Consider the following 23,594-nt stretch of genomic DNA (forward strand, 5'->3'; position numbering starts at 1 on the left):
GGCTCCGCGGCGACGCGGGGCCCTCGCTCCGTATCGAGGCGTACCAAACGTCACGCTATGCTCCGATGGTTTCTGCCTCCGACGCACCAGGAGTGGCATGTGAGTGTCGCATTCGTGACCGGTTCGGGCGGGCTGATCGGCTCCGAGGCGGTCCGGCACTTCGCCGGCCTCGGTCTCGACGTCGTCGGCATCGACAACGACATGCGGCAGGAGTTCTTCGGCGAGGAGGCGTCCACCGCGTGGAACGTCCGCCGGCTGACCGACGAGCTGGGTGAGAGGTACTCGCACCACAGCATCGACATCCGCGACCGCAGCGCGCTCGGCGCGCTCTTCAAGCGGTACGGCCGGGATGTCGCCGTGGTCATCCACACGGCCGCGCAGCCCTCGCACGACTGGGCGGTGCGTGACCCGTTCACCGACTTCGACGTGAACGCCGCCGGCACCCTGAACGTCCTGCAGAGCGTCCGGGAACACTGCGTGGAGGCGCCGGTCATCCACTGCTCGACGAACAAGGTCTACGGCGACCGGCCGAACAGCCTGCCCCTGGTCGAGCGGGAGACCCGGTGGGAGATCGAGCCGGGCCACCCGTACGAGCAGGGCATCCGCGAGGACATGTCGATCGACGCCTGCCTGCACTCCATCTTCGGCGCCTCCAAGGTCGCCGCCGACGTGATGGTGCAGGAGTACGGCCGCTACTTCGACATGAGGACCGCCTGCTTCCGGGGCGGGACGCTGACCGGCCCGGCCCACTCGGCCACCGAACTGCACGGCTTCCTGGCGTACGTGATGCGCTGCAACATGGAGCGCCGGACGTACAAGATCTACGGCTACCAGGGCAAGCAGGTGCGGGACGCGATCCACAGCTCGGACGTGGTCTCCGCGTTCGAGGCGTTCTTCCGCAACCCGCGCTCGGCGGCGGTGTACAACCTCGGCGGCGGCCGGCACTCCAACACCTCGATGCGGGAGGCGTTCACCGAGGCCGAGCGGATCACCGGGCAAGAGATGATCTCGGAGTACGTCGAGGCAAACCGGGTCGGCGACCACAAGTGGTGGATCGGCTCCAACGAGGCGTTCCAGGCCGACTACCCGGACTGGAAGCAGGTCTACGACGTACCCATGATCATGCGTGAGATCTACGAGGCCAACGTGGACAAGTGGGTGCCGGGAGCATGACCAAGAAGAACGTCCTCGGCGTGCTCGTCGACGCCACGAACTACGCCGAGGCGACCGAGCGGGTGGTGGCCGCCGCGCAGGAACGTCGTCCGATGGCGTTGACCGCGCTGGCCGTGCACGGCGTGATGACCGGTGTGCTGGACCCGCCGCACAACGCCCGGCTCAACTCGTTCGACGTGGTGACCCCGGACGGCCAGCCGGTGCGCTGGGCGTTGAACCTGCTGCACGGCGCCGGCCTCACCGACCGGGTGTACGGGCCGCTGCTGACCCTGCACGTGCTCTCCCGCTTCGCCGACGAGGGCCTGCCGGTCTACCTGTACGGCTCGACCGACGAGACGCTGGCCCGGCTGATCCCGGAGCTGGAGCGGATGTTCCCGGCGCTGAAGATCGCCGGGGTGGAGGCGTCGAAGTTCCGCGCCGTGCAGCCGGGCGAGGACGTCGAGATCGCCGACCGGATCAAGGCCAGCGGCGCCCGGCTCGTCCTGGTCGGGCTCGGCTGCCCGCGCCAGGAGGTCTTCACGTACGCGATGCGTCCGCTGCTGGACATGCCGATGATGGCGGTCGGCGCGGCCTTCGACTACCACGCCGGGCTGCTGCGCCAGCCGCCGCCGTGGATGCAGCGGGCCGGGCTGGAGTGGTTCTGGCGGCTCGGGCTGGAGCCGAAGCGGCTCTGGCGCCGCTACGTGATCCTCAACCCGGCGTACCTCGGCCGGCTGTTCGCGCAGAAGACCGGGCTGTGGAAGGCGCGGCCGCCGGCCCCGGCCACCGAGCGTCCGAGCACGTTCGCGGTCTGACCCGACACGACACCGGGCCCCTGGCGTACCGCCGGGGGCCCGGTGCCGTTGCGGGCGTCAGAGGGTCAACGTCCAGGTGTTGAGGTAGCCGGTGTCTCCGCTGTAGACGTCCCGCACCTGAAGTCGCCAGGTGCCGTTCGCCGCCTCGCTGGAGAGGTTCACCGTGTAGGTGGCGTTCACGTTGGCCGTGCCGTCGAGGATGCTGCTGTTCTTCAGGCGGTAGGACGAGCCGTCCGGGGCGAGCAGGTCGACGACCAGGTCACCACGGTAGGTGTGCACGATGTTCACCGCGACGGTCGAGGTCGACGCCGCGTTCCGGTTGCACCCGGCGATCGTGATCGAGCTGGTCACCGCCGAGCCGGCGTCCGGGATCGCCACGTCGGTGCCGTTGGTGCCCGTGCAGCCGCCGCTGCCGCTGCCGGTCACCGTCAGCGAGTACGTCGCGGTCTTGCTGCCGGACGCGGCGCTGCCGGTCACCGTCACCGGGTACGTGCCGGCGGGGGTGCTGGCCGAGGTGGTGACGGTCAGCGTCGACGACCCGCCGGAGGTGACGGTGGCCGGGCTGAACGAGGCGGTGGCCCCGGACGGCAGGCCGCTCGCCGAGAGGCTGACCGACTGCGCCGACCCGTTGGTGGTGGCGGTGGCCACGCTCGCGGTCACCGAGCCGCCGGGCGCGGTGGAGCCGGAGGTCGGCGACACCGAGACCGAGAAGTCGTTGGTCGGCGGCGGGGTGTCGCCGTTGACCACGTACAGCAGTTGGTTGGGGGTCCCGGTGCCCACGTTGGTGACCACGTTCGGGGTGGAGTTGGCCACCAGGTAGTCCCGGACCTGCTGCGGGGTCCACGACGGGTTGGCCGACAGCACCAGCGCGGCGACGCCGGCCACGTGCGGTGAGGCCATCGACGTACCGCTGATGGTGTTGGTCGCGGTGTCGTTGGTGTACCAGCCCGACGTGATGTTCACGCCCGGCGCGAGGATGTCCACGCAGGTGCCGAAGTTGGAGAAGCTCGCGGCGGCGTCGTTGTTCTGGGTGGCACCGACGGTGATCGCCGGAGCGGCCCGGGCCGGCGAGTAGTTGCAGGCGTTCTGCCGCTGGCCGAGCGCGTTGCCGTTGCCGGCGGCCACCGCGTAGGTGATGCCGGCGTTGATCGAGTTGATCACCGCGTTGTCGACCGAGGTGTTCGCCCCGCCGCCCAGGCTCATGTTGGCCACGGCCGGCTTGACCGCGTTCGCGGTGACCCAGTCGATGCCGGCGATGACTCCGGCGTTGGTGCCGCTGCCCTGGCAGTTCAGTACCTTGACCGCCACCAGCCGGGTGGCCTTGGCGACGCCGTACGCGGTGCCGCCGACCGTACCGGCGACGTGGGTGCCGTGGCCGTTGCAGTCGGTGTTGTTGGTGTCGACGGTGTTGGTGCCCCAGGTCGCCCGGCCACCGAAATCCGAGTGGGTCGTCCGGATACCGGTGTCGATGACGTACGAGGTGACGTTCGAGGCGGTGTTCGGGTAGGTGTAGGAGCTGTTCAGCGGCAGGTTCCGCTGGTCGATCCGGTCCAGACCCCAGGACGGGGGGTTCGCCTGGGTGCCGCTGATCGTGACGGTGTGGTTCTGCTCGACGTACGCCACCGCCGGGTCGGCGGCGATCCGCGCTGCGGCCTTGGCGCTGACCCGGAGTTCCGCGCCGCGTACCGCCGTGGTGTAGGTGCGGGCCGTGCTGCCGCCGTGTCGACGCAGCAGTCGGTCCACCGACGACCCGACGGCGCTGCGGCCCACCTCGGCGTCCTTGAACACGACGATGTAGCTTCCCTCGACGGCGGTGGCACCGCCGGCGCTCCTGATCGTGCCGACCGGCTCGGCCGCCATGGCCGGGGTGGCCGTGGCGACCATGGCCAGCGCGGCCAGGCCGACGAGTACGGACCTGTGTGGAAGAGCCATCTTCCTACCTCCCTCCGACCGGCACCGATCGTCTACCCGCTCGTGGCAGGTTGATCGATGAATGCCGATCAAGGTGAGAGTAGTGGCGCGCCCGGAGGCAGATAAACATGCCGGATCTCCCATCACGCCGGTGCGATGGCCCCCTACGGGGACCGGGTACGGGACGAACGGGGGGCCGGCCCGGATTCGCGGGCGCGGAAATCGGGCAAGTCTGATGGGCATGCAGAGCCATCTCGCCCTCCTGCTCCCGGTCGCCACCATCTGGTGGGTCGCCGGATACCTCGCGGACGGGCTGCCCCGGATGACCCACGCCCGCCGGCTGCGCCGACACACCGGCTGGTTGCTCGGCCTGACCGGGGCAGGGCTCGCCCTGACGGTGGCGCTGCCGATCGCCGGACTGAGCACTCCCGGGGCCACCCTGGCCGACCGGGCCGCGAGCGGACTGACGCTGGCCGCCGTCCCCGCCGCCGTGGTGGCGATCTGCACGGTCCGCCGGGTACGCCGGCTGCTGGCCGGAGCCAGCACGCTCGCCACGGCTCCCCGAACCCCGGCCCCGCACGGGTTGCGAGCCGCCGCCGCCCACCCGCTGATCGGGCTGCCGTTGCAGGTGACCGGGCTGGCGCTGCTGCCGGCCCTGATCGCGGCGAGCGGTGCCGGTCAGATCCTCGGGCCCGATGCCGCCGGACCGGCGGTCACCGTGGGGGCGTTGGGCGTCGCGGCCATCGGCGTACGCCATGCGCTGCGGCACAACCGACTCGCCGAGTTGGCCATGCCGGAGCGGGCGGCGACCTCAGCGCAGCCGGCCCGAGCCCTGCACGTATAGCAGTTCCAGGATCGCCCGGGTCGCCTCGAACCAGCGGTCCAGCCAGCCGGGTGGCGGCACGCTGCCGCGCGGCGGCAACTCCATCATCAGCCCGTGCATGAGCGGGTGGTCCACCAGGGAGGGATTCTCCGTCATCGGCCATCCCGGCGGCGGGAACGACCCCTCGGTGAGCGGGTTCGGGTCCAGGGACGGCGGGGCGTGCTGCGACTGCGCCGCCTCGCCCCGGACGTCCCGCCCGCCGCGTTCACCGTCCGGCGGCACCTCGCTCAACATGCTGTCCCGGCGGGCGCCGCGGTACTGACCGCCGAACCGCTCTGCCTTCGCGGGACCGTTGCTGATGTTCTCTGATCCGATACTTGTCATCGCGTCTCGCCTGTCTCGTTCGGTTACCCGCCCTGCCGGGAGGATGTCGACCAGCGCGTACCGACAGGTACAACGAGACACGGTCGATGTGGCGACGGCAGCCCTCGGGACGGACGGCGGGCGGACGGCGTGACGACGGTCCCCGTCCGGCCGAGCCGGACGGGGACCGTCCACACCGCTTACCGCCAGTCAGCTCCGGCCGAACGCGCCGTCCCTGGTGCCGGCGACGAAGGCGTGCCAGTGCCCCGGGGCGAAGACGAGGGCCGGACCGGCCTTGTCCTTCGAATCCCGGACGCCGACCGCCCCGGTCACGTACGCCACCTCCACGCAGTTGTCACAGTTCGGGCCGCTCTTCGAGCTCTTGAACCATGTCGCCTGCGTCAGGTCCACGGAGAATCCCTGCGTCGCCACTTCCACAACGGCTCCTCTGCCAGTCTCGCGATGTACTCGACGGACTCCTCCGGACGTCGGGCCGCTGCTCGAATGTGATCGAAGATGAAGCTGTACTTCTGTAGCTCGTCGCTCTTCTCCAGGAAGAGCCCACCCGTGGCGTTCTCCGCGTACACGACATCCGGATCACCGGGTTCGGGGAAGCTGAGGATCGTGAAGGTGCCGTCCATGCCGGCGTGCGCTCCCACCTCGAACGGCAGGACCTGGAGCGTCACGTTCGGCAGCTGGGCCACCTCCGCCAATCGTTTGAGCTGGTCACGCATGACCGTGTCCCCGCCAACCGGACGGCTCAGCACCGCCTCATCGAGCACCACCCACAGATCGACCGGATCATCCTGGGTCAACAACGACTGACGGCCGAGTCGGACACGCACTCGTTGCTGTACCTGTTCGGGAGTGAAGTCCGGACGGGCAGCCTTGATCATCGCGCTGGCGTAGTCCTCGGTCTCCAGCAGTCCGGGTATCACCTGCTGCTCGTACGCGCGGATCGAGCTGGCCGCCGCCTCCAGGCCGACGAACGCGCCGACCAGCACCGTGCTGTACGGGTGCCACCAGCCCTTCTGTCGCGCCTCGCGGGCGATCTGCACCAGCTCGTCGCTCTCGGCGCCGACCACACCGTAGATCCGGAGCATGTCCCGCACGTCGCGGGGCGTGGCGGAGGTGTGGCCGGTCTCGATGCGGGAGACCTTCGACGCCGAGCACTCCAACTGCTCGGCGACCGCTTCTATGGTGATGCCGGCGGCCTCGCGTTGGCGGCGCAGTTCCGCGCCGAGCCGGCGCCGCCGGATGGTCGGACTGCGGCGCTCGCTCACCCGATGTCACCTCTCGCCTCGACGCGCCGCTGGTTCGACACCCGCCTCGGGCGCGACCGTCGGGGCTGGCGAGCGTTCGCGGCGTTGGGGTGGTGCCGGTCGTCGGCCGGCCGCGGCGGCGAGACCGTTCCTCAGTGTGCCGCTCGGGTGGTCGCGCGTTCAAGCGCCGTTTCGTGCGAGCCGCTCACTTATTGGCAAAAGTCTACGTGCAACTTGCATGCAGCACCTCTCTGATGCACTCTGTCCGTATGACCTGGGTTACGCACCGTCTCCACGTCGTCTCCCCCCGTGATCTCCACGGCGGAGGCGCGGACGGGGTGTATCTCCGACCGTCGGCCACGGGCCCGAGTTCCCCGCGCGGGAGCCGGCCGCCCACCTCCGGCGGCGGCTCCGGCGACACCACCTGAGCCCGCACCGGTCGAGCGGCGCGCCACCAGCGTTACCGGCACCGACCAACGCCCGCGCCACGAACCGGCGCACGAGACACGACCTCGTCGCCGGAGCCGCATCTCCCCCTGTTCGCCCCCGCCGGCCTTCCCCGTCGGCCAACCCTCTCAGGAGCCCATGTGCTTCCCCGCTCCGGTGACGTACTGCACGTGACTCGCGCGGCGAGTGTCCAGTTCCGCAGCAAGCCCATTCAGTTCCGGGTGATCCGGGTACTCGACCGACCCACCTACGACGGTTGGATCTGGCTCGAAGGCTACGAGTTGAACGCGGCGGGGGACGCGGTCAACCGGCGTTCGATCTTCGTCCAGCGGGCGGGTCTGGAGCAGATCCAGCCCGCTCCGCAGCCTCGTCCGCACACCGTCCGCTCGGCCCGTCGGCCGGTCGCCCGAACTCCGGTCCGGGTCGGCTGAGCATCACGAACAGCCGCCGTGGGGGCATGCCGACGCCATAGAATCGGTATGCCCACCCCGGCAAAGTCTCCATCCCGCGCGTCCCGGGCCCCGAACCTGGGATGGCCATGGTCAATCTGCCCACGCGACGGCCCCATCGGTCCCGCATCACCTACGCCTTCGGAGTCCTGGCGCTACTCGGCGCCGCCACCACCATGCTGGTGCTGGTCCGGGACCCCGCCCTCTCGTCCACCCGGTTGGCCGAGCCGGTCCCGGCACCCGAGATCACCGTCGTGCAGACCGAGCCGGTCGGCCCGTACGGCGTGACCGGCGGCTGGGACGGTTTCGGCACGACCGACCAGCCGGGCGGCGACCCGGCCGCCGCGTACGGTGGCTCCGCGTCGGTCGACGACCCGCACCGGGAGACGGCCCCGACGGCCCACGCCACCCGTACGGATCCCCGCCAGGAACTCAGCCGCTCGCTGTTCTGGTCCGGCGTGTTCGGGTTGGCGATCTCGCTGGCCGGGCTGGGACTGGTCGGCACCAGACGACGGATGTGGTGACCGGCCCTCAGGCGGTCGGGCTGGCCGTGGCGGTCGGCTCAGTGGTCGGCGCACCGGTCGTCGGCGAGGGGCTCGGGCTCGCGGTGGCCACCACCAGCCTGATCTCGTCGCCCGCCTCGACCAGTTCACCCGCACCGGGCTCGGTGGCGATCACCGTTCCCGGCGGCTGGTCCGACGGCCGGTACTCCACCTCGTAACCGAGATCGAGCTGGTCCAGCAGCGCCCGCGCCGCCGCCTCGGAGAGCCCGGTCAGCGGCGGCACCGGAAGCTGTGCGGGGGCAGCGCTGGTGGTCGGCGGTGGCGACGGTGACCGGGTCGTCGGCGACGGTGACGCGGTGGTCGGCGACGCCTGCGTCGTCGGCTGCGGGGACGGTGGCGTCGCCCCGTCCTCGTCCAGCGCCTGCCTCACCAGCCACAGGCCCAGACCGAGCAGGCCGAGCAGGAGCAGCAGGACGACACCCCAGAGAATCGGCAACCACCAGCGCCGGCTCCCCTGGTCGTCGGGATACCAGTCGCCACCGGCCGGCTCACCCTCGAAACCCGGCCGGACCGACGGCACCTCCGCCCGCCCCGACCACGCCGCCGAGCCGGACCGCTGCGTCGGGGGCAATGGCGCGGTCGCGTCCGCCGGTGCGGGCTCCCCGGGCGTACGCCCCAACGGCGCGGTCGCGTCGGGTGCGGTGTCACCGGGCGTACGGTCCAGCGGAGCGGTCTCGTCGGGACGTCCGGTGGCCGGCGGAATCGGGCGGGTCCGGTCGTCCGACTCGTCCCCGGGCGGCTGCTGGCGGTCGTCGCTCATCGCACGTCCTTTCCGCCGGTCCGGCGGGCGGCATGGCCCTCGACGGTCAACCTAACGGTTCGTCGGGCCATCGGCCGGCATCAGCGTGTCGGACGCGCGTCACTACGGCTGGTCGCTGGACTCCGGGCTCGGGGTCGTGCCGCACCAGATCTGGACCACGTCGTTCCATCGCCCGACGGAGCCGGCGGTCGGGTTCTGGGCGGTGACCGTGCCGGACCTACCGGTGGGGTACCGCGGATAGAAGCCGTCGTCGGTGAGTTCGTCCCGTGCCTCACCACACGAGTCACCGATCAGGTCCGGTACCGAACTCTCCGGTGCGGCGCCGGCCACGGTGACCTTCACGGTGGTCCCCCGCTTCACCGGTGAACCGCCGGCCGGCTCGGTGCTGCGCACGCTGGAACTGTCGCCGGTGCCGAAGACGAACTGCCAGCCCAGCCCTCGGTCCCGTAGCTCCTCCCGGGCCTCCTCGAAGTCCATGCCGACGAGTTCCGGCACCGTCAGGCCGGTGCGGTTCGGCGCGGGCCGGGCGGACTGGCTGGTCGCCGTCGTCGTCGGCCGCTCGCGCGGTGTCGGCGAACCTTCGGAGGTCGGGGCCCGGCTGCCGCTCGCGTCGAGCGTCGGGCCGCGCGACGACTTCTGGTCGCCGGCCAGCACCCATCCGCCGGTCGCCCCGATGACGGCGAGGAGTGCCGCCGCGAGGCCGCCGCCGATCACCACCTTCGCGCGGTCCGGGCCGGCGCCGGAGCGCACCTCGTCCCGGTCCGTGGATCCGTCCGTCATCTCCGCCCACCGCCCTATCACCGACGACCGTAGTCGCCGACGCCAAGCACTGTCCGTCACCGTTGCCGCCTGGTGCCGCACACGACTCGCCGCACCGACCACAGGACGTTACGCTGCCCGGCATGGCCAGACAGGGCTGGGGAGGATCGATCGCCACCGCGGCCGGCGTGGCAGCCGGCGCCGGGGCCGCCCAACTGGGCTTCGGATACGGCCTGGGCATTCTCAACTGGGCACCGACCGAGGCGACCGCCGGCACCGCGGCCTGGGTGGCGAGCCTGATCTGGGCCACCTGGATCGCCGCCACCTCGACGATCTTCGGCGCGGTCTGCGCGCAACGCCTACGCGACCGCCGCACCGGCCCGCACCCCGCATCCGGTCCGACCATCGCACCCCCCGACGCCGGTACGCCCACCGGCTCCGTCCCGTCGGCCGCCACCGCTCCGCAGACCGAGACGGTCGGGGCCGACACCGCTCGGACCGACACCGTCCGGTCCGACGACGTTCGATCCCATGCCGCCGGGTCGAGGGAGGTCGGTGACGGCGGTGGCCTCTGGTGGATCGCCCTGGCCGGTGCCGCCGGGCTGGGCGCACTGATCACCGTGCTGCTGGTCGCCGTGCCGGCACGGGTGGCGGAGGTGCCGGACACCCCGTCCCCACGGAACATGGCCGCCGGCTACGCCGCGATCGGCGTACTGGTCGGAGTGCTGGTGGCGGTCTGGGCGCTGCGGTGCCGGGCCGCCGCCACCAACGTCATCGCCACCGCCGGTTGGCTCTGGCTGCTCGCCGTGGTCGCCGTCGTCGACTCGGTGCTCGCCGGTCGCGGACTCACCACCGCCCAGCTCGGCATCTGGCAACTCAGCTCGGACAACCCCCAGTTCTGGGTCCGCGACTACTTCTACTGGCCCGGGGCGGTCCTCTCGCTCGGCTCGGCGCTGCTGATCGGCGCGCTGGCCGCCCGCCACGGCGTACGCCCGGCCGACCGGCGGGTCGGCGCCACCGCCTCCGGTGCCGCCGGACCGCTGCTGGTGGCCGTCGCCTACTTCCTGGCCGTGCCGAGGCTGACCGCGATCAGCCCGGACCAGGTGTCGGCCCACCTGATCGCCCCGTACGCGGTGATCGTCGGCATCGGCGGGTCGGTCCTGGTCGCGGCGCTCGCCCAGCGGGCCGCCCGACGCAGGCAGGAGCTGCCGCCCACCGGCGACGCGCCCCGGGTGCCCCGGCAACGCGTGGCGGCCGACGACGCGGCTACCGCACCGGTGGCCGACGACAGCGGCGCGCGCACCCGTACGGCGCCCGGCTCGACCGCAGTCGACCCGACCTCGCCCGACTCGGCGGCGACGGCGGTCGACGGGCCGGTGGGAGCCGACGACAAGGAACCCGCGCGCGCCGCGACCCGGAGCACCAGCCCGGCCCGGCGGCGGCTCGGCGCCAGGAGCGGCCCGGACAGCGGGCGGAGTGGGTCGGCCGGTGACGACGGTGCACCCGCCACTCCGGCCGGTGCACCGGCCCCCGACGGGGCGTCGACGTCGCCCACCTCTGCCACCACGCCGTCGGACGGCGGCTCGTCCGGCACCGACACCCCACCCGAGGGAACCGGTCGACGGGGCCGCCGCAGCCGCTGACCCCGGCCGTGCGCGCCGAGGTGCTCGGCGCCGTCGCGAGGGTCAGTCGATGGGCCAGGTGTGCACCGGCTCGTTGGTGCGCTGCAACTCGGCGTAGCGCTGAAGCATGTGGTGCAGGGCGGCGGTCCGGTCCAGGCCGTGTTGCCGCTCGGCGGCCCACACCGCTGCGGTCTGCCAGACCGCACCGTTGCGTCCGGTACGGCAGCGCTGCTCGATGATGCCGAGCAGGCGGTCCCGCTCCGCCGGGGACACCCCGAACCCGTCGAGCCCGGCGGCGGCGATCGGCAGCAGGACGTCCAGCACCAGCGTGGTGACCGGCACCTCACCGAGCCGTGGCCAGTGCAGCACGGCGTCCATGCCCCGTCGGGCGGCGGCGTGGAAGTTCTCCTCGGCGGAGCTGAAGGTGAGCTGGCTCCAGATCGGCCGGTCGGCCTCGGCCAGGCCACGGGCCAGCCCGAAGTAGAAGGCCGCGTTGGCCAGCATGTCGACCACGGTCGGCCCGGCGGGCAGCACCCGGTTCTCCACCCGCAGGTGCGGGCGGCCGTCCATGATGTCGTAGACCGGCCGGTTCCACCGGTAGACGGTGCCGTTGTGCAGGCGCAACTCCGCAAGCTCCGGTACGCCGCCCGCGTGCAGCACCTCCACCGGGTCCTCGGTCTCGCAGATCGGCAGCAGCGGCGGGAAGTAGCGGACGTTCTCCTCGAACAGGTCGAAGATGGACGTGATCCAGCGTTCCCCGAACCAGACCCGGGGCCGTACGCCCTGCGCCTTCAGCTCGTCCGGCCGGGTGTCGGTGGCCTGCTCGAACAGGGCGATCCGGGTCTCCGCCCAGAGTTGCCGGCCGTAGAGGAAGGGTGAGTTCGCACCCACCGCCACCTGCACTCCGGCGGTGGCCTGGGAGGCGTTCCAGTAGTCGGCGAAGCTGTCCGGCGCGACCTGGAGGTGGAACTGGAGGCTGGTGCAGGCGGCCTCCGGCGCGATCGAGTCGGTGTGCGTACGCAGGCGCTCGACGCCGCGGATGTCGAGTTCGATGTCCTCGCCCCGGGCACCGACGATCTGGTCGTTGAGGACTCGGTACCGCTCGTTGGTGGAGAGGTTGTCGGCGACCAGGTGGCGCTCGGTCAGCGTGGGCAGGATGCCGACCAGGACGATCCGGGTGTCCGAGCGGGCCGCCCGCTCGTTCGCCCGGTCCAGGCTGCCGCGCAGGTCACGCTCGTAGTCGGCGAACCCGCCGTTGGAGATGAGCCGGGGGTTGGCGTTCAACTCCAGGTTGAACTGGCCCAGCTCGGTCTGAAACAACGGATCGGCGATGGCGGCGAGGATCTCCTCGTTGCGCATCGCCGGCTCGGCGAGCGGGTCGACCAGGTTGAGCTCGATCTCCAGCCCGGTCATCGGCCGGTCGGCGTCGAACCCGAAGTCGTCCAGCATCAACGCGAAGACGTCCAGGCAGCGGCGGACCTTCTGGCGGTACCGGATCCGATCCTCACGGGAGAAGGCGGCTCGGTCGACGTCCCTGCCCATGTTTCCTCCCGGCGCGCGACGCGACGGAACGGTGCCGTTCCGCAGCGCAGTGTGAACCATACTCGGTGAAAGCGCCGAACCGGATGGCCCGAAGATCGGTCCATTGCCGCAGTCCACCCGCCTTGCGGGTGGGTCGGACCCATCGACGGGGCGGGTGAGCCGCTCCCGCGGGCATTCCTACCCGGCCGGGTCCGTCGCGCCACCCACCCCCCTGCTAACAACCTGTGACAAACCGCACCGCGACCGTCACCGGAACGCCGACGGGCCCGCGCGGTCGGCGCGGGCCCGTCGGCGTACGGGGACGATCAGGACTGGCGAATGCCCTCGCCCTCGATCTCGATCTTGACCTTCTTGCCGACCAGCACGCCGCCGGACTCCAGGGCGACGTTCCAGGTCAGACCGAAGTCCTCCCGGTCGATCTCGGTGCTCGCCGAGAAGCCGAAGATGTCCTGGCCGAACGGGCTGCGGCCGACGCCCTCGAACTCGACCTTCAGCTCCACCGGACGCGTCACGCCCTTGATGGTCAGCTCACCGTCGAGCACGAACTCGTTGCCCTCGTGCGACTTCACGCCGGTGCTGCGGTACTCCAGGGTGGGGAACTGCTCGGCGTCGAGGAACTCCGGGCTGCGCAGGTGCGCGTCCCGGTCGGCCTGCGCGGTGTTGATGCTGGCGGCCTGGATGGTGGCGCTGACCGTGGACCCCAGGGGCTCCTCGGCGATGGTGATGGTGGCGGCGGCGTCGGCGAACTCACCGCGAACCTTGCTTACCATCATGTGCCGGGCGACGAAGCCCACGCGCTTGTGCGCCGCGTCCAGCAGGTAGGTGCCGGCCGCCGGGATGGTGAGGCCGTTCCACTCGCGGGTAACCGGCTCGGTGCTGCTGGTCATGAGAGACTGCCCTCCGGAAGAGATTGTTTAGTAGCCCAACGACTGCGACAGCAACTATAGTCGTAGCAATATTCCGTGTGTCAAGTACTGATAGGATGGGCCGGTGAACCCGAACGTGTTCGACGACCCTCGGATCACCGCTGTCGGCCTCCTCTTCGAGGTGCACGCGGGCCTCTCCGCCCGCTTCGCCACGCAACTCGACGAGCACGGGCTGTCAGCGGTCGAGTTCGAGGTGCTGACCCGGCTCACCCGCTCGCCCGGCAACCAGCTGCGGATGACCGACCTCGCCGCGCAGACGTCGCTCTCCACCAGCGGCGTCACCCGGGTCGTGGACCGGATGGAACGCGACGGCCTGATCACCCGACGCGCCTGCCCCTCCGACCGACGCAGCTCGTACGCCGTGGTGACCCCCGCCGGCCTGCGCCGGCTCGACGAGAGCCTGCCCGGCCACCTTCAACTCATCGAGGACTGGTTCACCGGGCAACTCGACCCGGCGGCGCTGAACGCACTGCTGGACGGCCTGCGGCAGATTCGCGACGCCGTCCATCCCTGCGCGACCGCCGGCAGCAGCGACACCGCCCCGGACGAGGAATCGACCCGGAAAACACCTGATTCGTCCCCGTGCTGAGCGGTGCGACACCTCGCCCGGACGCACCGGTCCGACCTTCGGTGCCGGTCCGCACACCCGAGCGTGACCGCACCGGCAGAAGGACCGGCAGAACCAGGCGAGCAACCGGCGATATCACCACAAAGCAGACAGACCTCGCGGTGGTCGCTCGCTAATCTCGCTGCAGCGGGGGCGCATTGGGGGGAATCGGCGCGGGCGATGAGCGAGGGGTGGTAACAGGGGGCTTCCTCGCCCGCGCCACCCCAGTTTCCGCCGCCGGTCGGCCGGGCCACGAGCCCGGCCCGCCGTGCTTTCCGGCACCGTCCGCGCCGGTCCGGCTCACCGCCGACGCCCGACGGCCGACCGACAACGCGTACAACAGCTCCTGTTCCTGCGACAGCAGCCGGACGCCGCCCGCGCGGCAGGCGAGGTCCAGTCGATCGAGCACCTCCGGATCCGCCGTGCTCGCCGCGAGGCCGACCAGCGCCTCGACCACCCGACGCCGGTCCCGGTCCTCCCCGTTCATCTCGGCCGCGGCGGCGAACCACTCCACCGCGACCTCCCGGTCCCCCCGGTGCCGGGCCAGGTGTCCCTCGATCAGCGCGCCAGTCCCGTCCAACGGCCGCAGTTCGACGAGCACCTCGGCGGCCTCGGCCGCACGGCCGCCCTGCGCGAGCGCCAGACCCAGCGTGCCCAGCACCCGGCGGCGGTGCCGGGGCACCCCCAGGTCGGCCAGGGCCGCCAGGACCCGCCGGGCCTCGTCGACCGCGTCGACGTACCGGCCCTCCAGGCGGAACACCTCCGCGACGGTGCCCCGGGCCAGTACCCGCAACCGCTGCTCCCCGCACTGCCCACCGAGCCGGTCCACGGTGGCCAGTCGACGCCGCGCGGCAGCGAGGTCGGCCACCCGCATCTCGTGCCAGGCCAGGTGGTGCTGCGCGATCGCCATCTGCCGGAGCAGGCCGGCCTCGGTCGCCACCGCCAGCACCGCTTCCGCCTGCTCCCGGGCCTGTCCCGGCCGGCCCGTCGCGGACAGCAGCGCACCCAGCACGTTCCGCGCCTCCAACTCGCCCGGCACGTCACCGAGACGCCGGAACGCCGCCAGCGCGGCCTGCGCCGTCGGCAACTCCTCACCCGCCGCGCCGTGCTCACCGGCGAGCATCGCGACGCCGAGCGACGCCCACGCCCGCAACGCCGGATCGGCATCGGCGGTACGCGGATCGGCGAGCAGCCGCAGCAGCCACTGCCGCCCCAGGACGTCCCGACCCCGCAGCCGCCACCAGCGGGACAGCGCCGCCGCCAGGCGCAGTGCGGTCAGCGGATCGTCCACCGCCGCGTACGCCAGCGCCGAGCTGATGTCGCCGGTGACCTCGTCCAGCCGGTGCGCCGCGACGGTCGCACCGGCACCGCTGAGCGCCGGGACGGTCCGCTCCACCAACCGGGTCACCACCCGGGCGTGCCGGCGACGGATCGCGGTCGACTCACCGGCACCGGACGCCTGCTCGACCGCGTAGTCACGGACGGCGTCGACCAGCCGGAACCGGAACGGTCCGGTGCCGCGTACGCTCAGCAGCCCCAGATCGAGGAAGCGGTTCAGCATCGGCACCGGATCGGCGCCGGCCACCGTGCCCGCGAGCATCTCCTCGGCCATCTCGACCGACCAGCGGTTGCCGAACGCGGCCAGCCGACGCAACGCGGCCCGCTCCTCGTCGGCCAGCAACCGGTAGCTGGTGGCCACCGCGTCGCGGAGGGTCTCCGCCACGGCCGCCCGCACGTCGTCTCCCCGGCCCGGGCCCGCCTCCCACCCGCCGCGTGCCGCGCCCGAGGTGTCCAGGTCCAGCACCCGGTCGCCGTACCGGTCGAGCAGCTCGGTGAGGTCGAGCAGGCGCCCGCGCGCGGCCATCAACTCGATCGCCAGCGGCAGTCCGCCCAGTCGCCGGACCAGCGACGCCAGCGCCGGCAACTCGGCATCGGACGGCGGCTCCGGGCGTACCTGGGCCAGCCGCGCGGTGAACAACGCGACCGCCGGATAGGTGGCCAGCGCCCCGGGGTCGGTCCCGCCCGGCGGCGGTACGTCCAGCGGCGACACCGGACGGACCCGTTCCCCGGGCAGCCCGACCGGATGCCGGCCGGTGACCAGCACCCGCAGCGAGGGCACCCCGCCGACGAGCCGGTGCAGGGTGGCGGCCACCGGTCCCGGCGCGCGTTCCGCCGCGTCCACCAGCAGTACCGCCCGCCGGTCACCGAGCCGGGCGGCCAGTTCGGTGATCCGGGCGGCACCGAACACCGTCACCGAGGCGGCCAGCACGTCGGTGACGTCGGACCCGGCACCGATCAGCACCCCGGCCACGCCACCCGGATGGGCCGGTGCGACGGCGTGCACCGCCGCCAACGCCAGCGCCGTCTTGCCGACCCCGGCCAGCCCCACCAGGCTGATCACCCGGGGGCCACGCGGATCGGTCAACAACGCGGTCACCTCGGCCACGTCCTGTTCCCGGCCGATCAGGTCCGGCGCAGGCGGCAGGCCCAGTGCCGAACCCGGGTGGGACGGCGCGCTCGCGTTACCCGTCCCCCGCGCGGCGGTCAGGAACGCGGCGCGGGCGTCGCCGGTCAGGTCGAGCGCTCCGGCGAGCAGCTCGACGGTGGTGCGCTGCGGGCGTACGGATCGTCCCCGTTCCAGGTCACGAACCGTCCGGATGCCGACGCCGGCGCGTACCGCCAGCTCGGCCTGGGTGAGGCCGGCGGCCAGGCGGTGCGACCGCAACAGTTCCGGGAGACCGGCGTGCGTGGCCGGCCCGACCCGACGATCATGACCCGGAGGCATGGCCACGGACACTACGGGCCACACCCGACACTGGACACGGGATCGTCGGCCACCCGACCCCACCACGAAGAAACCCGACAGCGGCCGACCGGGCGACAGCACTGGACGATCAGCCATTGATCGAGGTAACCAGCGACGGTCACAATGCCGCCCATGTCCCGCGACAGGTTGCCGGGCGACCTCGACACCCGACAGGCCCGCTGGTTGCTGGCCCGATATGCCGGACTACTCGGCCATCAGCCGCAGGCTGGCCGCCGAAGTGGCGTACCGGTGGCCCGGCGTACCCACCCGGAACTCTCCGGCCTGGTGGCGGAGACCGCCGATCGGCTGGGTACCCCGATGCCCGACCGGGTGCTGCTCACCGGCACCCCGACGGTGGACCTGGCCGTCGCACACCGGCGCCGACACCTGCTGATCGGCCTACCACTGCTCGACTGCCTCGGCGCGACCGAGCTGCGGGCGTTGGTCGGCCACCGGCTGGCTCTGCTCCGCCACCGCCACTGCGGTCTGGTCGTCGGCCTGCTGCACCTCTGGGCCGAGGCGGTGCGCGCCGAGACGTACGAGGAGGGCCGGGACCTGCACCGGGTCGCCGAGTTCCGGCGTACGCTGGCCGGCTTCGCCGCCGAGGTGCAGCGCGACGCCGACGAGGCCGCCGTGCTCGCGGCGGGCGCCGATGCGGCGGCACGGGCGTTCGCGCTGGCGGACGCCGTCGCGCAGGGGTACACCGACTTCCTGGAGAGCACGGCGCTGCCCGAGCACCGATGGTGGCGGCCGGCCGAGGTGGGGATCAGCGACGTGGACGACGGGTGGCGGCACCTGCTGCGACACGGGACGCCCGACGTCGAGTGGGGTGAGGACGAGGCGCAGGTGCTCGCCACCCTGCATCCCCGGCTCGCCGACGCGCTACGTGCCCTCGGCAGGACGCCACCGCCGGTGGTGCCGACCGCCCATCCCGTGCCGGTGGCCCCGCTGTCCGGGCGGGAGCGCCGCCGGCTGGCCCGACGGCTGTTGAACATCCCCTACCCGCGCTACATCCGCTGGCACACCTTCGCCGACTCCCCGCCGCGCTGGTGGCTGCGCCGGGCCGCCGGGGAGGCCGGTTCGGTCCGGGCCGACGTGGCCGCGGTGCTGGGCCGACCGCCCGTCGACGACGTCGAGGCCATCGAGGTGATCCGGACCCGCCCCCGGGAGGTGCTGGCCGCCGCCATGCACGTGCCGGTGGGCGAGCTGTCGGACGATCCGGGCGACTGCGAGTGGGACGAACCGCCCACCGCGTCGGTATGGCTGGTCGAGGAGAACCTGCTGCGCCGTGGCTGGCGGTTGGCACATCCGGCGGTCCGGGGTGTCCTGATCGGGCCGGCGGGCGAACAGGTCGACGCCCGTGACCTGATCGCCCGTGCCGAACGGGACGCGGCGGACCGGTCAACCCTGCGTCGCCTCCTGACGTCGGGCTGACCGGACCCCGAGGCCGCGCTCACCGCCTCGGGTCGGGCGGGAGCCGGAGCGGGCTCACATCCCCAGGTCGCGAGCGATGATCATGCGTTGCACCTCGGAGGTGCCCTCGCCGATCTCCAGGATCTTGGAGTCCCGCCAGAAGCGGGCCACCGGGTACTCGTTCATGAAGCCGTAGCCGCCGTGGATCTGGGTCGCCTCCCGGGCGTTGTCCACCGCGACGGTGCTGGCGTGCAGCTTGGCGATCGCGGCCTGCCGCTTGAACGGCTCACCGGCCAGCATCCGCGCCGCCGCGTCGTAGTACGCCAGGCGAGCGGTGTACGCCCGCAGCTCCATATCGGCGATCTTGAACTGGATCGCCTGGTAGTTGCCGATCGGCTGGCCGAAGGCGTGCCGCTCGGCGGCGTACTTCACCGACTCGTCGATGCAGCCCTGGGCGAGCCCGACGGCCAGCGCGGCGATCGCGATCCGCCCCTCGTCCAGGATCCGCAGGAACTGGGCGAAGCCGCGCCCGCGCTCGCCGAGCAGGTTCTCCGCCGGCACCCGGCAGTCGTCGAAGGTCAGCTCGTGGGTGTCCGAGGCGTTCCAGCCCACCTTCGAGTAGCCCGGCGCCACGGTGAAGCCCGGCGTACCGCTCGGCACGATGATGGTGGAGAGTTCCTTCGCGCCGTCCGGGCGGGTGCCGGTGACGGCGGTGACGGTGACCAGCGCGGTGATGTCGGTGCCGGAGTTCGTGATGAACGCCTTCGAGCCGTTGATCACCCACTCGCCGGTCGTCTCGTCCAGCACCGCCCGGGTCTCGGTGCCTCCGGCGTCCGAGCCGAAACCCGGCTCGGTGAGCCCGAAGCCGGCCAGCGCCTCACCGCTGAGCAGCTTCGGCAGCCACTGCGCCTTCTGCTCGGCGGTGCCGAACCGGTAGATCGGCATCGCGCCCAGGGAGACCGCCGCCTCCAGGGTGATCGCCACGCTGGAGTCGACCCGGGCGATCTCCTCCAGGGCCAGGCAGAGCGCGAAGTAGTCGCCGCCCATGCCGCCGTACTCCTCGGAGAAGGGCAGGCCGAACAGGCCCATCTTGCCCATCTGCCGGACCACCTCGTACGGGAAGGTGTGCTGCTCGTAGTGCTCGGCGATGACCGGCGCGACCCCCTCGCGGGCGAATTCCCGCACGCTCTCGCGCAGCGCCTCGTGTTCCTCGGTGAGCCGGAAGTCCATCGGGTTCCTCCTGTGCGGACGTGCCCGCCGGGCGCTCGTGACGCCGGGGCGGTGCCGGTGCTGACTGGTGCCGGGTGAGCTGTCAGACGGGGGTGACGCCGTGCCGACGGCGGGAGAAGTGCCGCTCCTTGCTCCGGGCGGCGGTGAACCGGCGGACCAGTTCGGCGCGGAGCTGATGCGGTTCCACGATCGCGTCGACCACCAGCTCGCTCGCCAGCCGCACGATGTCGATGTCCCGCTCGTACTCCTCGCGCTTCGCGGCGACGAAGGCGGCCCGCTCGGCCTCGTCCTCGATCGCGGCGATCTTGTTGGCGTAGACGGCGTTCACCGCGGCCTCGGCCCCCATCACCGCGATCTTCGCGGTGGGCAGGGCGATCGTGGCGTCCGGCTCGAAGCCCGGCCCGGCCATGGCATAGAGCCCGGCACCGTACGCCTTGCGGACCACCACGCAGATCTTGGGTACGGTCGCCTCGGAGATCGCGGTGATCATCTTTGCGCCGTGCCGAATGATGCCCTGCTTCTCCACCGCGCTGCCGACCATGAAGCCGGGTACGTCGCTCAGGAACAGCAGCGGCACGTTGAACGCGTCGCAGAGCTGCACGAAACGGGTCGCCTTGTCGGCCGAGTCGACGAAGAGCACGCCGCCCTTGAACATCGAGTTGTTGCCGACCACACCGACGACCTCGCCGTTCAGCCGACCGAAGCCGATGGTCAGCTCCTTGGCCCAGAGCGCCTGGATCTCGAAGAAGGAGCCGTCGTCGAGCAGGCCCTTGACGTACCGCCGCATGTCGAACGCCTGGCGTTCGCTCGCCGGCACCAGCGCGGCCAGGTCCGCCTTCTCGGGCGCCTCGACGGCCTCGGCGGCCGGGGGACGCTGCGTCCAGTTCGCCGGCAGATAGGACAGGTAGCGCTTGACCACGTCGAGCGCCTCGGCCTCGGACTTGCAGAGGAAGTGCCCCACACCGGACTCGGCACAGTGCACCTTGGCCCCGCCCATCGCCTCCAGCGTGGTCTTCTCGCCGGTGACCATCTCGACCATGCGGTCGGAGCCGAGATACATGCTGGCGTTGCCGTCCACCATCGCCACCACGTCGCAGAACGCCGGAATGTAGGCACCGCCCGCCGCGCTCGGCCCGAACAGCGCGCAGACCTGCGGGATCGAGCCGGAGGCGCGTACCTGGTTCCAGAAGATCTTGCCTGCGCCGCGCCGGCCAGGGAACAGGTCGACCTGGTCGGTGATCCGGGCGCCGGCCGAGTCGACCAGATAGACCATCGGCACGCCGGTGTCGTACGCCCGCTCGATGGTTCGGATGATCTTCTCGACGGTCCGCGCGCCCCAACTGCCGGCCTTGACCGTCGAGTCGTTGGCCATCAGGCAGACCTGGCGGCCGTCGATGGTGGCGGTGCCGGTGACCACGCCGTCGGCCGGCAGGCCGTCGGCGAGCGCGTTCGCGTAGAGCCCGTCCTCGACGAACGACCCCTCGTCCACCAGCAGTGCGACCCGTTCCCGGGCGAACATCTTGCCCTTGGCCGCGTTCGCCGCGTGGTACTTCTCCGCGCCACCGGCGCGGACCCGCTTGCGTAGCTGCTCCAGAGCCTCACCGTCGAGCGTCACGCCGCCCCCTCGCCGCCATACCCGACACCGGCACTCCGGCACGGGTCAACCAGCCTGAACGATCGTTAGGCTAACGCATCGAGGGGGGCACCGGCGACCTGGCGGCCACCGGCACACGGTGAAGCGTCACCGACCGTCGTCACCAGCCGAAGGCGGCTCCGGTGCCCGGTCGGGCCGGCCCAACTCCGCGACGTGGGTCGGGTCGAGCACCCGGGCGAGGAAGGCTCGGGTCCGCTCGTGTCGGGGGGCTCCGAGCACCTCCTGCGGCGGGCCCTGTTCGACCACCACCCCACCGTCCATGAACACCACCCGGTCGGCGACCTCCCGGGCGAACGCCATCTCGTGGGTCACCACCATCATCGTCATACCGTCCTCGGCCAGCTTCCGCATCACGGTGAGCACGTCGCCGACCAACTCCGGATCGAGGGCGGAGGTCGGTTCGTCGAAGAGCATCAGCTCCGGGTCCATGGACAACGACCGGGCGATCGCCGCCCGCTGCTGCTGCCCACCGGAGAGCTGCGCCGGGAACGCGTCGGCCTTGTCGGTCAGACCGACCCGCGCGAGGTTGCCCCGCGCGATCCGCTCGGCCTCCGCGCGGCCGCGTCGCAGCACCCGACGCTGGGCGATGGTGAGGTTGTCCAGCACGGTCAGGTGCGGGAAGAGATTGAACGACTGGAACACCATGCCGATGCCCCGGCGGACCGTGTCGATCTCGACGTCGGGATCGGTCATCTCGACGTCGCCGACCCAGATCCGGCCGGAGGTCGGTTCCTCCAACAGGTTCACGCACCGGAGCAGAGTCGACTTGCCGGAACCGGACGGCCCGATGACACAGACGACCTCGCCGTGACCGACCTCGACGTCGATACCGCGAAGCACCTCCAGCAAACCGAACGACTTGTGCAGATCGCTGATCCGTACGGCGGGCCGGGCCTGATCATTCGACATTCCGGATCACCGGGCTTTCGCGTAACGGAGTTCGAGACGCCGTACGAGCTGGGACAACGGCAACGTGATGATCAGATAAGTGAAGCCGGCGACCAACAACGGAGTGGCGTTCACCCGGTCGTTGAGCGCGTCCCGGCCGAATTTCGTGATCTCGATGGTCTGCGCGGTCACGCCGAGCACGTAGGCGAGCGACGAATCCTTGGTGAGCAGGATGAGTTCGTTCGTCAACGGTGGGATCACGATCCGGAACGCCTGCGGGATGACGATGGCGCGCATCGCGGTGAAGTGCGACATGCCGAGCGTACGGGCCGCCTCCATCTGCCCCTTGGGAACCGCCTGGATACCGGCGCGAATGGTCTCGGCCATGTACGCCGCAGCGGTCAACCCGAGACCGATCGCGATCGAGCCGAACACCCCGCCGGGAATCTCCCGCTCCGGAAAGGCGATCGGGATGCCGTACCCGACCAGGAAGAGCACCAGCAGCGCGGGCAGCCCCCGGAACAGCTCGATGTACGCGGTCGCGACCCAGCGGTACGGCGCCACCCGGGACAACCGCATCAACGCCAGCAGCGTGCCGAACACGAGACCGAAGGCGAACGCGCCCAACGTATAGAGGATCGTGTTCCGCAACGCGACCGTGATGATCGTCGGGAACATCGACTTGATGATGTCGACGCGGAAGAAGGCGTCGGCGAGCCTGCCCCAGTCGGCGCTGCCGATCACCAGCGCGACGACCGCCACGAAGGCCAGGTACTGGAGCCAGAGGGACAGTCGCTCGCGCTGGCGACGACGCAGCTTCACGGCCGTGGGCCGATCCACTTCTCGTAGACCCGGTCGTAGGTGCCGTCCTGCTTGGCCCGGTCGAGCACCTCGTTGATGGTCTTGAGCAGCTCGGGGTTGTTGTCCTTGCGGACCGAGAAGCCGTACTGCTCACCGGTGTCGAACTCGGCCGCCACCTCGAACCCGCCCGGGTTCTCCTTGATGTACTCGGTCCAGACCGGCAGGTCGTTGATGGCCGCCTCGACCTGCCCGTTGGCGAGGGCCTGCTGCTCGGCGGCCAGGTCCTCGAACTCGACGAGTTCGAGACCCTTCTCCGCCGCGAGCCCACGGGCGTAGTCGCGGCCGGTGGTGGCGGCCTGGACCGCGACCTTCTTGCCGCGCAGGTCGTCCAGCGACTTGTACGGCTTACCGGTCTTGACCAGCATCGCCTGGGTCGCGTCGAAATAGGGCGCGGAGAAGTCCATCACCTTCTGCCGCTCCTCGGTGATCGTCATTCCGGCGGCGGCCACGTCGCACTTGCCGGTGTTCAGGTCCTGGCCGGACTTGATCCCCTCGAACGGCGTGTCGACGATCCGTTGTTCCACGCCGAGTTCCTGGGCGACCAGGTCGATCATGTCGACGTCGAAGCCGATCACCTCGCCGGCCGCGTCCTTGGATTGGAAGGGCGGATACGGCAGATGTGTGCAAACGGTCAGCTTGCCCTTTTCGATGAGTTTGACGCCGCTGGCCTGGACCTCGCTCTTGTCCTCCTTGGCGCATCCCGCCGTCACGACGAGAGCGGCCACCGCCACTACCAGGCAA

21 protein-coding genes and 1 pseudogene are annotated in these 23,594 nt (G+C 71.4%); 8 read left to right on the forward strand and 14 right to left on the reverse strand.

The window, feature by feature from the left end; all coding sequences use genetic code 11:
• The first annotated feature begins 57 nt into the window (after nucleotides 1-57).
• On the forward strand, nucleotides 58-1,173 hold the full coding sequence (locus tag ABT008_RS20970; RefSeq protein ID WP_350697916.1) for an NAD-dependent epimerase/dehydratase family protein: 1,116 nt from the start codon (nucleotides 58-60) through the stop codon (nucleotides 1,171-1,173).
• A complete protein-coding gene (locus tag ABT008_RS20975) occupies nucleotides 1,170-1,967 on the forward strand; it encodes a WecB/TagA/CpsF family glycosyltransferase (RefSeq protein WP_350697917.1) in 798 nt (265 codons plus the stop codon). The genes ABT008_RS20970 and ABT008_RS20975 overlap by 4 nt, the downstream gene beginning before the upstream one ends.
• Nucleotides 1,968-2,024: 57 nt before the next feature.
• On the opposite strand, the gene ABT008_RS20980 is transcribed toward ABT008_RS20975, so the two are convergent.
• Nucleotides 2,025-3,899 carry a S8 family peptidase gene (locus tag ABT008_RS20980; RefSeq protein ID WP_350697918.1) on the reverse strand — a complete coding sequence of 625 codons (1,875 nt, stop codon included), beginning with the start codon at nucleotides 3,897-3,899 and terminating at the stop codon, nucleotides 2,025-2,027.
• 220 nt (nucleotides 3,900-4,119) lie between these two features.
• Between ABT008_RS20980 and ABT008_RS20985 the strand changes: the two genes are divergently transcribed.
• Nucleotides 4,120-4,722, forward strand: a complete 603-nt coding sequence (locus tag ABT008_RS20985) for a hypothetical protein (protein ID WP_350697919.1) — start codon at nucleotides 4,120-4,122, stop codon at nucleotides 4,720-4,722.
• Here the strand turns inward: ABT008_RS20985 and ABT008_RS20990 are convergent.
• The 3 genes from ABT008_RS20990 to ABT008_RS21000 all read right to left on the reverse strand — a co-directional run bounded on the left by ABT008_RS20990 (nucleotide 4,690) and on the right by ABT008_RS21000 (nucleotide 6,347).
• The gene (locus ABT008_RS20990) at nucleotides 4,690-5,085 is read right to left on the reverse strand and encodes a hypothetical protein (protein WP_350697920.1); all 396 of its coding nucleotides are present in this window, start codon (nucleotides 5,083-5,085) and stop codon (nucleotides 4,690-4,692) included. The two genes, ABT008_RS20985 and ABT008_RS20990, sit on opposite strands and share 33 nt — an antisense overlap.
• A 189-nt stretch (nucleotides 5,086-5,274) precedes the next feature.
• Nucleotides 5,275-5,496, reverse strand: coding sequence for a DUF397 domain-containing protein (locus ABT008_RS20995; protein ID WP_131051387.1), 222 nt, complete (start codon nucleotides 5,494-5,496; stop codon nucleotides 5,275-5,277).
• Complete coding sequence (locus ABT008_RS21000) at nucleotides 5,466-6,347, reverse strand: helix-turn-helix domain-containing protein (RefSeq protein WP_350697921.1); 882 nt, start codon at nucleotides 6,345-6,347, stop codon at nucleotides 5,466-5,468. The genes ABT008_RS20995 and ABT008_RS21000 overlap by 31 nt, the downstream gene beginning before the upstream one ends.
• A 566-nt stretch (nucleotides 6,348-6,913) precedes the next feature.
• Here ABT008_RS21000 and ABT008_RS21005 point away from each other — a divergent pair.
• Nucleotides 6,914-7,204, forward strand: a complete 291-nt coding sequence (locus ABT008_RS21005) for a hypothetical protein (protein WP_350697922.1) — start codon at nucleotides 6,914-6,916, stop codon at nucleotides 7,202-7,204.
• 101 nt (nucleotides 7,205-7,305) lie between these two features.
• The gene (locus ABT008_RS21010) at nucleotides 7,306-7,746 is read left to right on the forward strand and encodes a hypothetical protein (RefSeq protein ID WP_350697923.1); all 441 of its coding nucleotides are present in this window, start codon (nucleotides 7,306-7,308) and stop codon (nucleotides 7,744-7,746) included.
• A gap of 7 nt (nucleotides 7,747-7,753) precedes the next feature.
• Here ABT008_RS21010 and ABT008_RS21015 read toward each other — a convergent pair whose 3' ends face one another.
• Both ABT008_RS21015 and ABT008_RS21020 read right to left on the reverse strand, forming a co-directional pair.
• Nucleotides 7,754-8,545, reverse strand: coding sequence for a PASTA domain-containing protein (locus tag ABT008_RS21015; RefSeq protein WP_350697924.1), 792 nt, complete (start codon nucleotides 8,543-8,545; stop codon nucleotides 7,754-7,756).
• A 102-nt stretch (nucleotides 8,546-8,647) separates the two neighbouring features.
• Entirely contained in the window at nucleotides 8,648-9,325 is a 678-nt protein-coding gene (locus ABT008_RS21020) for a PASTA domain-containing protein (RefSeq protein ID WP_350697925.1), read from the reverse strand.
• A 122-nt stretch (nucleotides 9,326-9,447) separates the two neighbouring features.
• On the opposite strand from ABT008_RS21020, the gene ABT008_RS21025 reads away from it, so the two are divergent.
• Nucleotides 9,448-10,947 (forward strand): hypothetical protein, encoded by a 1,500-nt coding sequence (locus ABT008_RS21025; protein ID WP_350697926.1) that lies wholly within the window; start codon nucleotides 9,448-9,450, stop codon nucleotides 10,945-10,947.
• Nucleotides 10,948-10,989: 42 nt separating this feature from the next.
• On the opposite strand, the gene ABT008_RS21030 is transcribed toward ABT008_RS21025, so the two are convergent.
• Both ABT008_RS21030 and ABT008_RS21035 read right to left on the reverse strand, forming a co-directional pair.
• Nucleotides 10,990-12,468 (reverse strand): glutamate-cysteine ligase family protein, encoded by a 1,479-nt coding sequence (locus tag ABT008_RS21030; protein ID WP_350697927.1) that lies wholly within the window; start codon nucleotides 12,466-12,468, stop codon nucleotides 10,990-10,992.
• Nucleotides 12,469-12,773: 305 nt separating this feature from the next.
• Nucleotides 12,774-13,355 (reverse strand): YceI family protein, encoded by a 582-nt coding sequence (locus ABT008_RS21035; protein ID WP_350697928.1) that lies wholly within the window; start codon nucleotides 13,353-13,355, stop codon nucleotides 12,774-12,776.
• A gap of 103 nt (nucleotides 13,356-13,458) precedes the next feature.
• On the opposite strand from ABT008_RS21035, the gene ABT008_RS21040 reads away from it, so the two are divergent.
• Complete coding sequence (locus tag ABT008_RS21040) at nucleotides 13,459-13,983, forward strand: MarR family winged helix-turn-helix transcriptional regulator (protein ID WP_350697929.1); 525 nt, start codon at nucleotides 13,459-13,461, stop codon at nucleotides 13,981-13,983.
• A 343-nt stretch (nucleotides 13,984-14,326) separates the two neighbouring features.
• Here the strand turns inward: ABT008_RS21040 and ABT008_RS21045 are convergent.
• Nucleotides 14,327-16,786, reverse strand: a pseudogene (locus tag ABT008_RS21045) (ATP-binding protein); the annotation flags it as partial.
• Between the two features lie 153 nt (nucleotides 16,787-16,939).
• On the opposite strand from ABT008_RS21045, the gene ABT008_RS21050 reads away from it, so the two are divergent.
• A complete protein-coding gene (locus ABT008_RS21050; RefSeq protein WP_350697930.1) occupies nucleotides 16,940-18,241 on the forward strand; it encodes a M48 family metalloprotease in 1,302 nt (433 codons plus the stop codon).
• Nucleotides 18,242-18,295: 54 nt separating this feature from the next.
• On the opposite strand, the gene ABT008_RS21055 is transcribed toward ABT008_RS21050, so the two are convergent.
• The 5 genes from ABT008_RS21055 to ABT008_RS21075 form a co-directional block, all read right to left on the reverse strand.
• Nucleotides 18,296-19,450 carry an acyl-CoA dehydrogenase family protein gene (locus ABT008_RS21055; RefSeq protein ID WP_350697931.1) on the reverse strand — a complete coding sequence of 385 codons (1,155 nt, stop codon included), beginning with the start codon at nucleotides 19,448-19,450 and terminating at the stop codon, nucleotides 18,296-18,298.
• A gap of 82 nt (nucleotides 19,451-19,532) precedes the next feature.
• Nucleotides 19,533-21,065, reverse strand: coding sequence for an acyl-CoA carboxylase subunit beta (locus ABT008_RS21060; protein WP_350697932.1), 1,533 nt, complete (start codon nucleotides 21,063-21,065; stop codon nucleotides 19,533-19,535).
• A gap of 126 nt (nucleotides 21,066-21,191) precedes the next feature.
• Nucleotides 21,192-22,013: an amino acid ABC transporter ATP-binding protein gene (locus ABT008_RS21065; RefSeq protein ID WP_350697933.1), complete on the reverse strand. Its 822-nt coding sequence runs from the start codon at nucleotides 22,011-22,013 to the stop codon at nucleotides 21,192-21,194.
• 6 nt (nucleotides 22,014-22,019) lie between these two features.
• Nucleotides 22,020-22,814, reverse strand: a complete 795-nt coding sequence (locus ABT008_RS21070; protein WP_350697934.1) for an amino acid ABC transporter permease — start codon at nucleotides 22,812-22,814, stop codon at nucleotides 22,020-22,022.
• Nucleotides 22,811-23,578 (reverse strand): basic amino acid ABC transporter substrate-binding protein, encoded by a 768-nt coding sequence (locus tag ABT008_RS21075; protein ID WP_350697935.1) that lies wholly within the window; start codon nucleotides 23,576-23,578, stop codon nucleotides 22,811-22,813. The genes ABT008_RS21070 and ABT008_RS21075 overlap by 4 nt, the downstream gene beginning before the upstream one ends.
• Nucleotides 23,579-23,594 lie beyond the last annotated feature (16 nt).

The organism is Micromonospora sp. NPDC002389, from assembly GCF_040296095.1.
Classification (GTDB): Bacteria; Actinomycetota; Actinomycetes; order Mycobacteriales; family Micromonosporaceae; genus Micromonospora.

Coding starts and splice junctions, on each gene's coding strand:
- ABT008_RS21035 (WP_350697928.1), bottom strand. CDS start 13,355: ATGACCAGCAGCACCGAGCCGGTTACCCGCGAGTGGAACGGCCTCACC.
- ABT008_RS20975 (WP_350697917.1), top strand. CDS start 1,170: ATGACCAAGAAGAACGTCCTCGGCGTGCTCGTCGACGCCACGAACTAC.
- ABT008_RS20970 (WP_350697916.1), top strand. CDS start 58: ATGCTCCGATGGTTTCTGCCTCCGACGCACCAGGAGTGGCATGTGAGT.
- ABT008_RS20990 (WP_350697920.1), bottom strand. CDS start 5,085: ATGACAAGTATCGGATCAGAGAACATCAGCAACGGTCCCGCGAAGGCA.
- ABT008_RS21050 (WP_350697930.1), top strand. CDS start 16,940: ATGTCCCGCGACAGGTTGCCGGGCGACCTCGACACCCGACAGGCCCGC.
- ABT008_RS21065 (WP_350697933.1), bottom strand. CDS start 22,013: ATGTCGAATGATCAGGCCCGGCCCGCCGTACGGATCAGCGATCTGCAC.
- ABT008_RS21030 (WP_350697927.1), bottom strand. CDS start 12,468: ATGGGCAGGGACGTCGACCGAGCCGCCTTCTCCCGTGAGGATCGGATC.
- ABT008_RS20985 (WP_350697919.1), top strand. CDS start 4,120: ATGCAGAGCCATCTCGCCCTCCTGCTCCCGGTCGCCACCATCTGGTGG.
- ABT008_RS21025 (WP_350697926.1), top strand. CDS start 9,448: ATGGCCAGACAGGGCTGGGGAGGATCGATCGCCACCGCGGCCGGCGTG.
- ABT008_RS21020 (WP_350697925.1), bottom strand. CDS start 9,325: ATGACGGACGGATCCACGGACCGGGACGAGGTGCGCTCCGGCGCCGGC.
- ABT008_RS20980 (WP_350697918.1), bottom strand. CDS start 3,899: ATGGCTCTTCCACACAGGTCCGTACTCGTCGGCCTGGCCGCGCTGGCC.
- ABT008_RS21055 (WP_350697931.1), bottom strand. CDS start 19,450: ATGGACTTCCGGCTCACCGAGGAACACGAGGCGCTGCGCGAGAGCGTG.
- ABT008_RS21010 (WP_350697923.1), top strand. CDS start 7,306: ATGGCCATGGTCAATCTGCCCACGCGACGGCCCCATCGGTCCCGCATC.
- ABT008_RS21015 (WP_350697924.1), bottom strand. CDS start 8,545: ATGAGCGACGACCGCCAGCAGCCGCCCGGGGACGAGTCGGACGACCGG.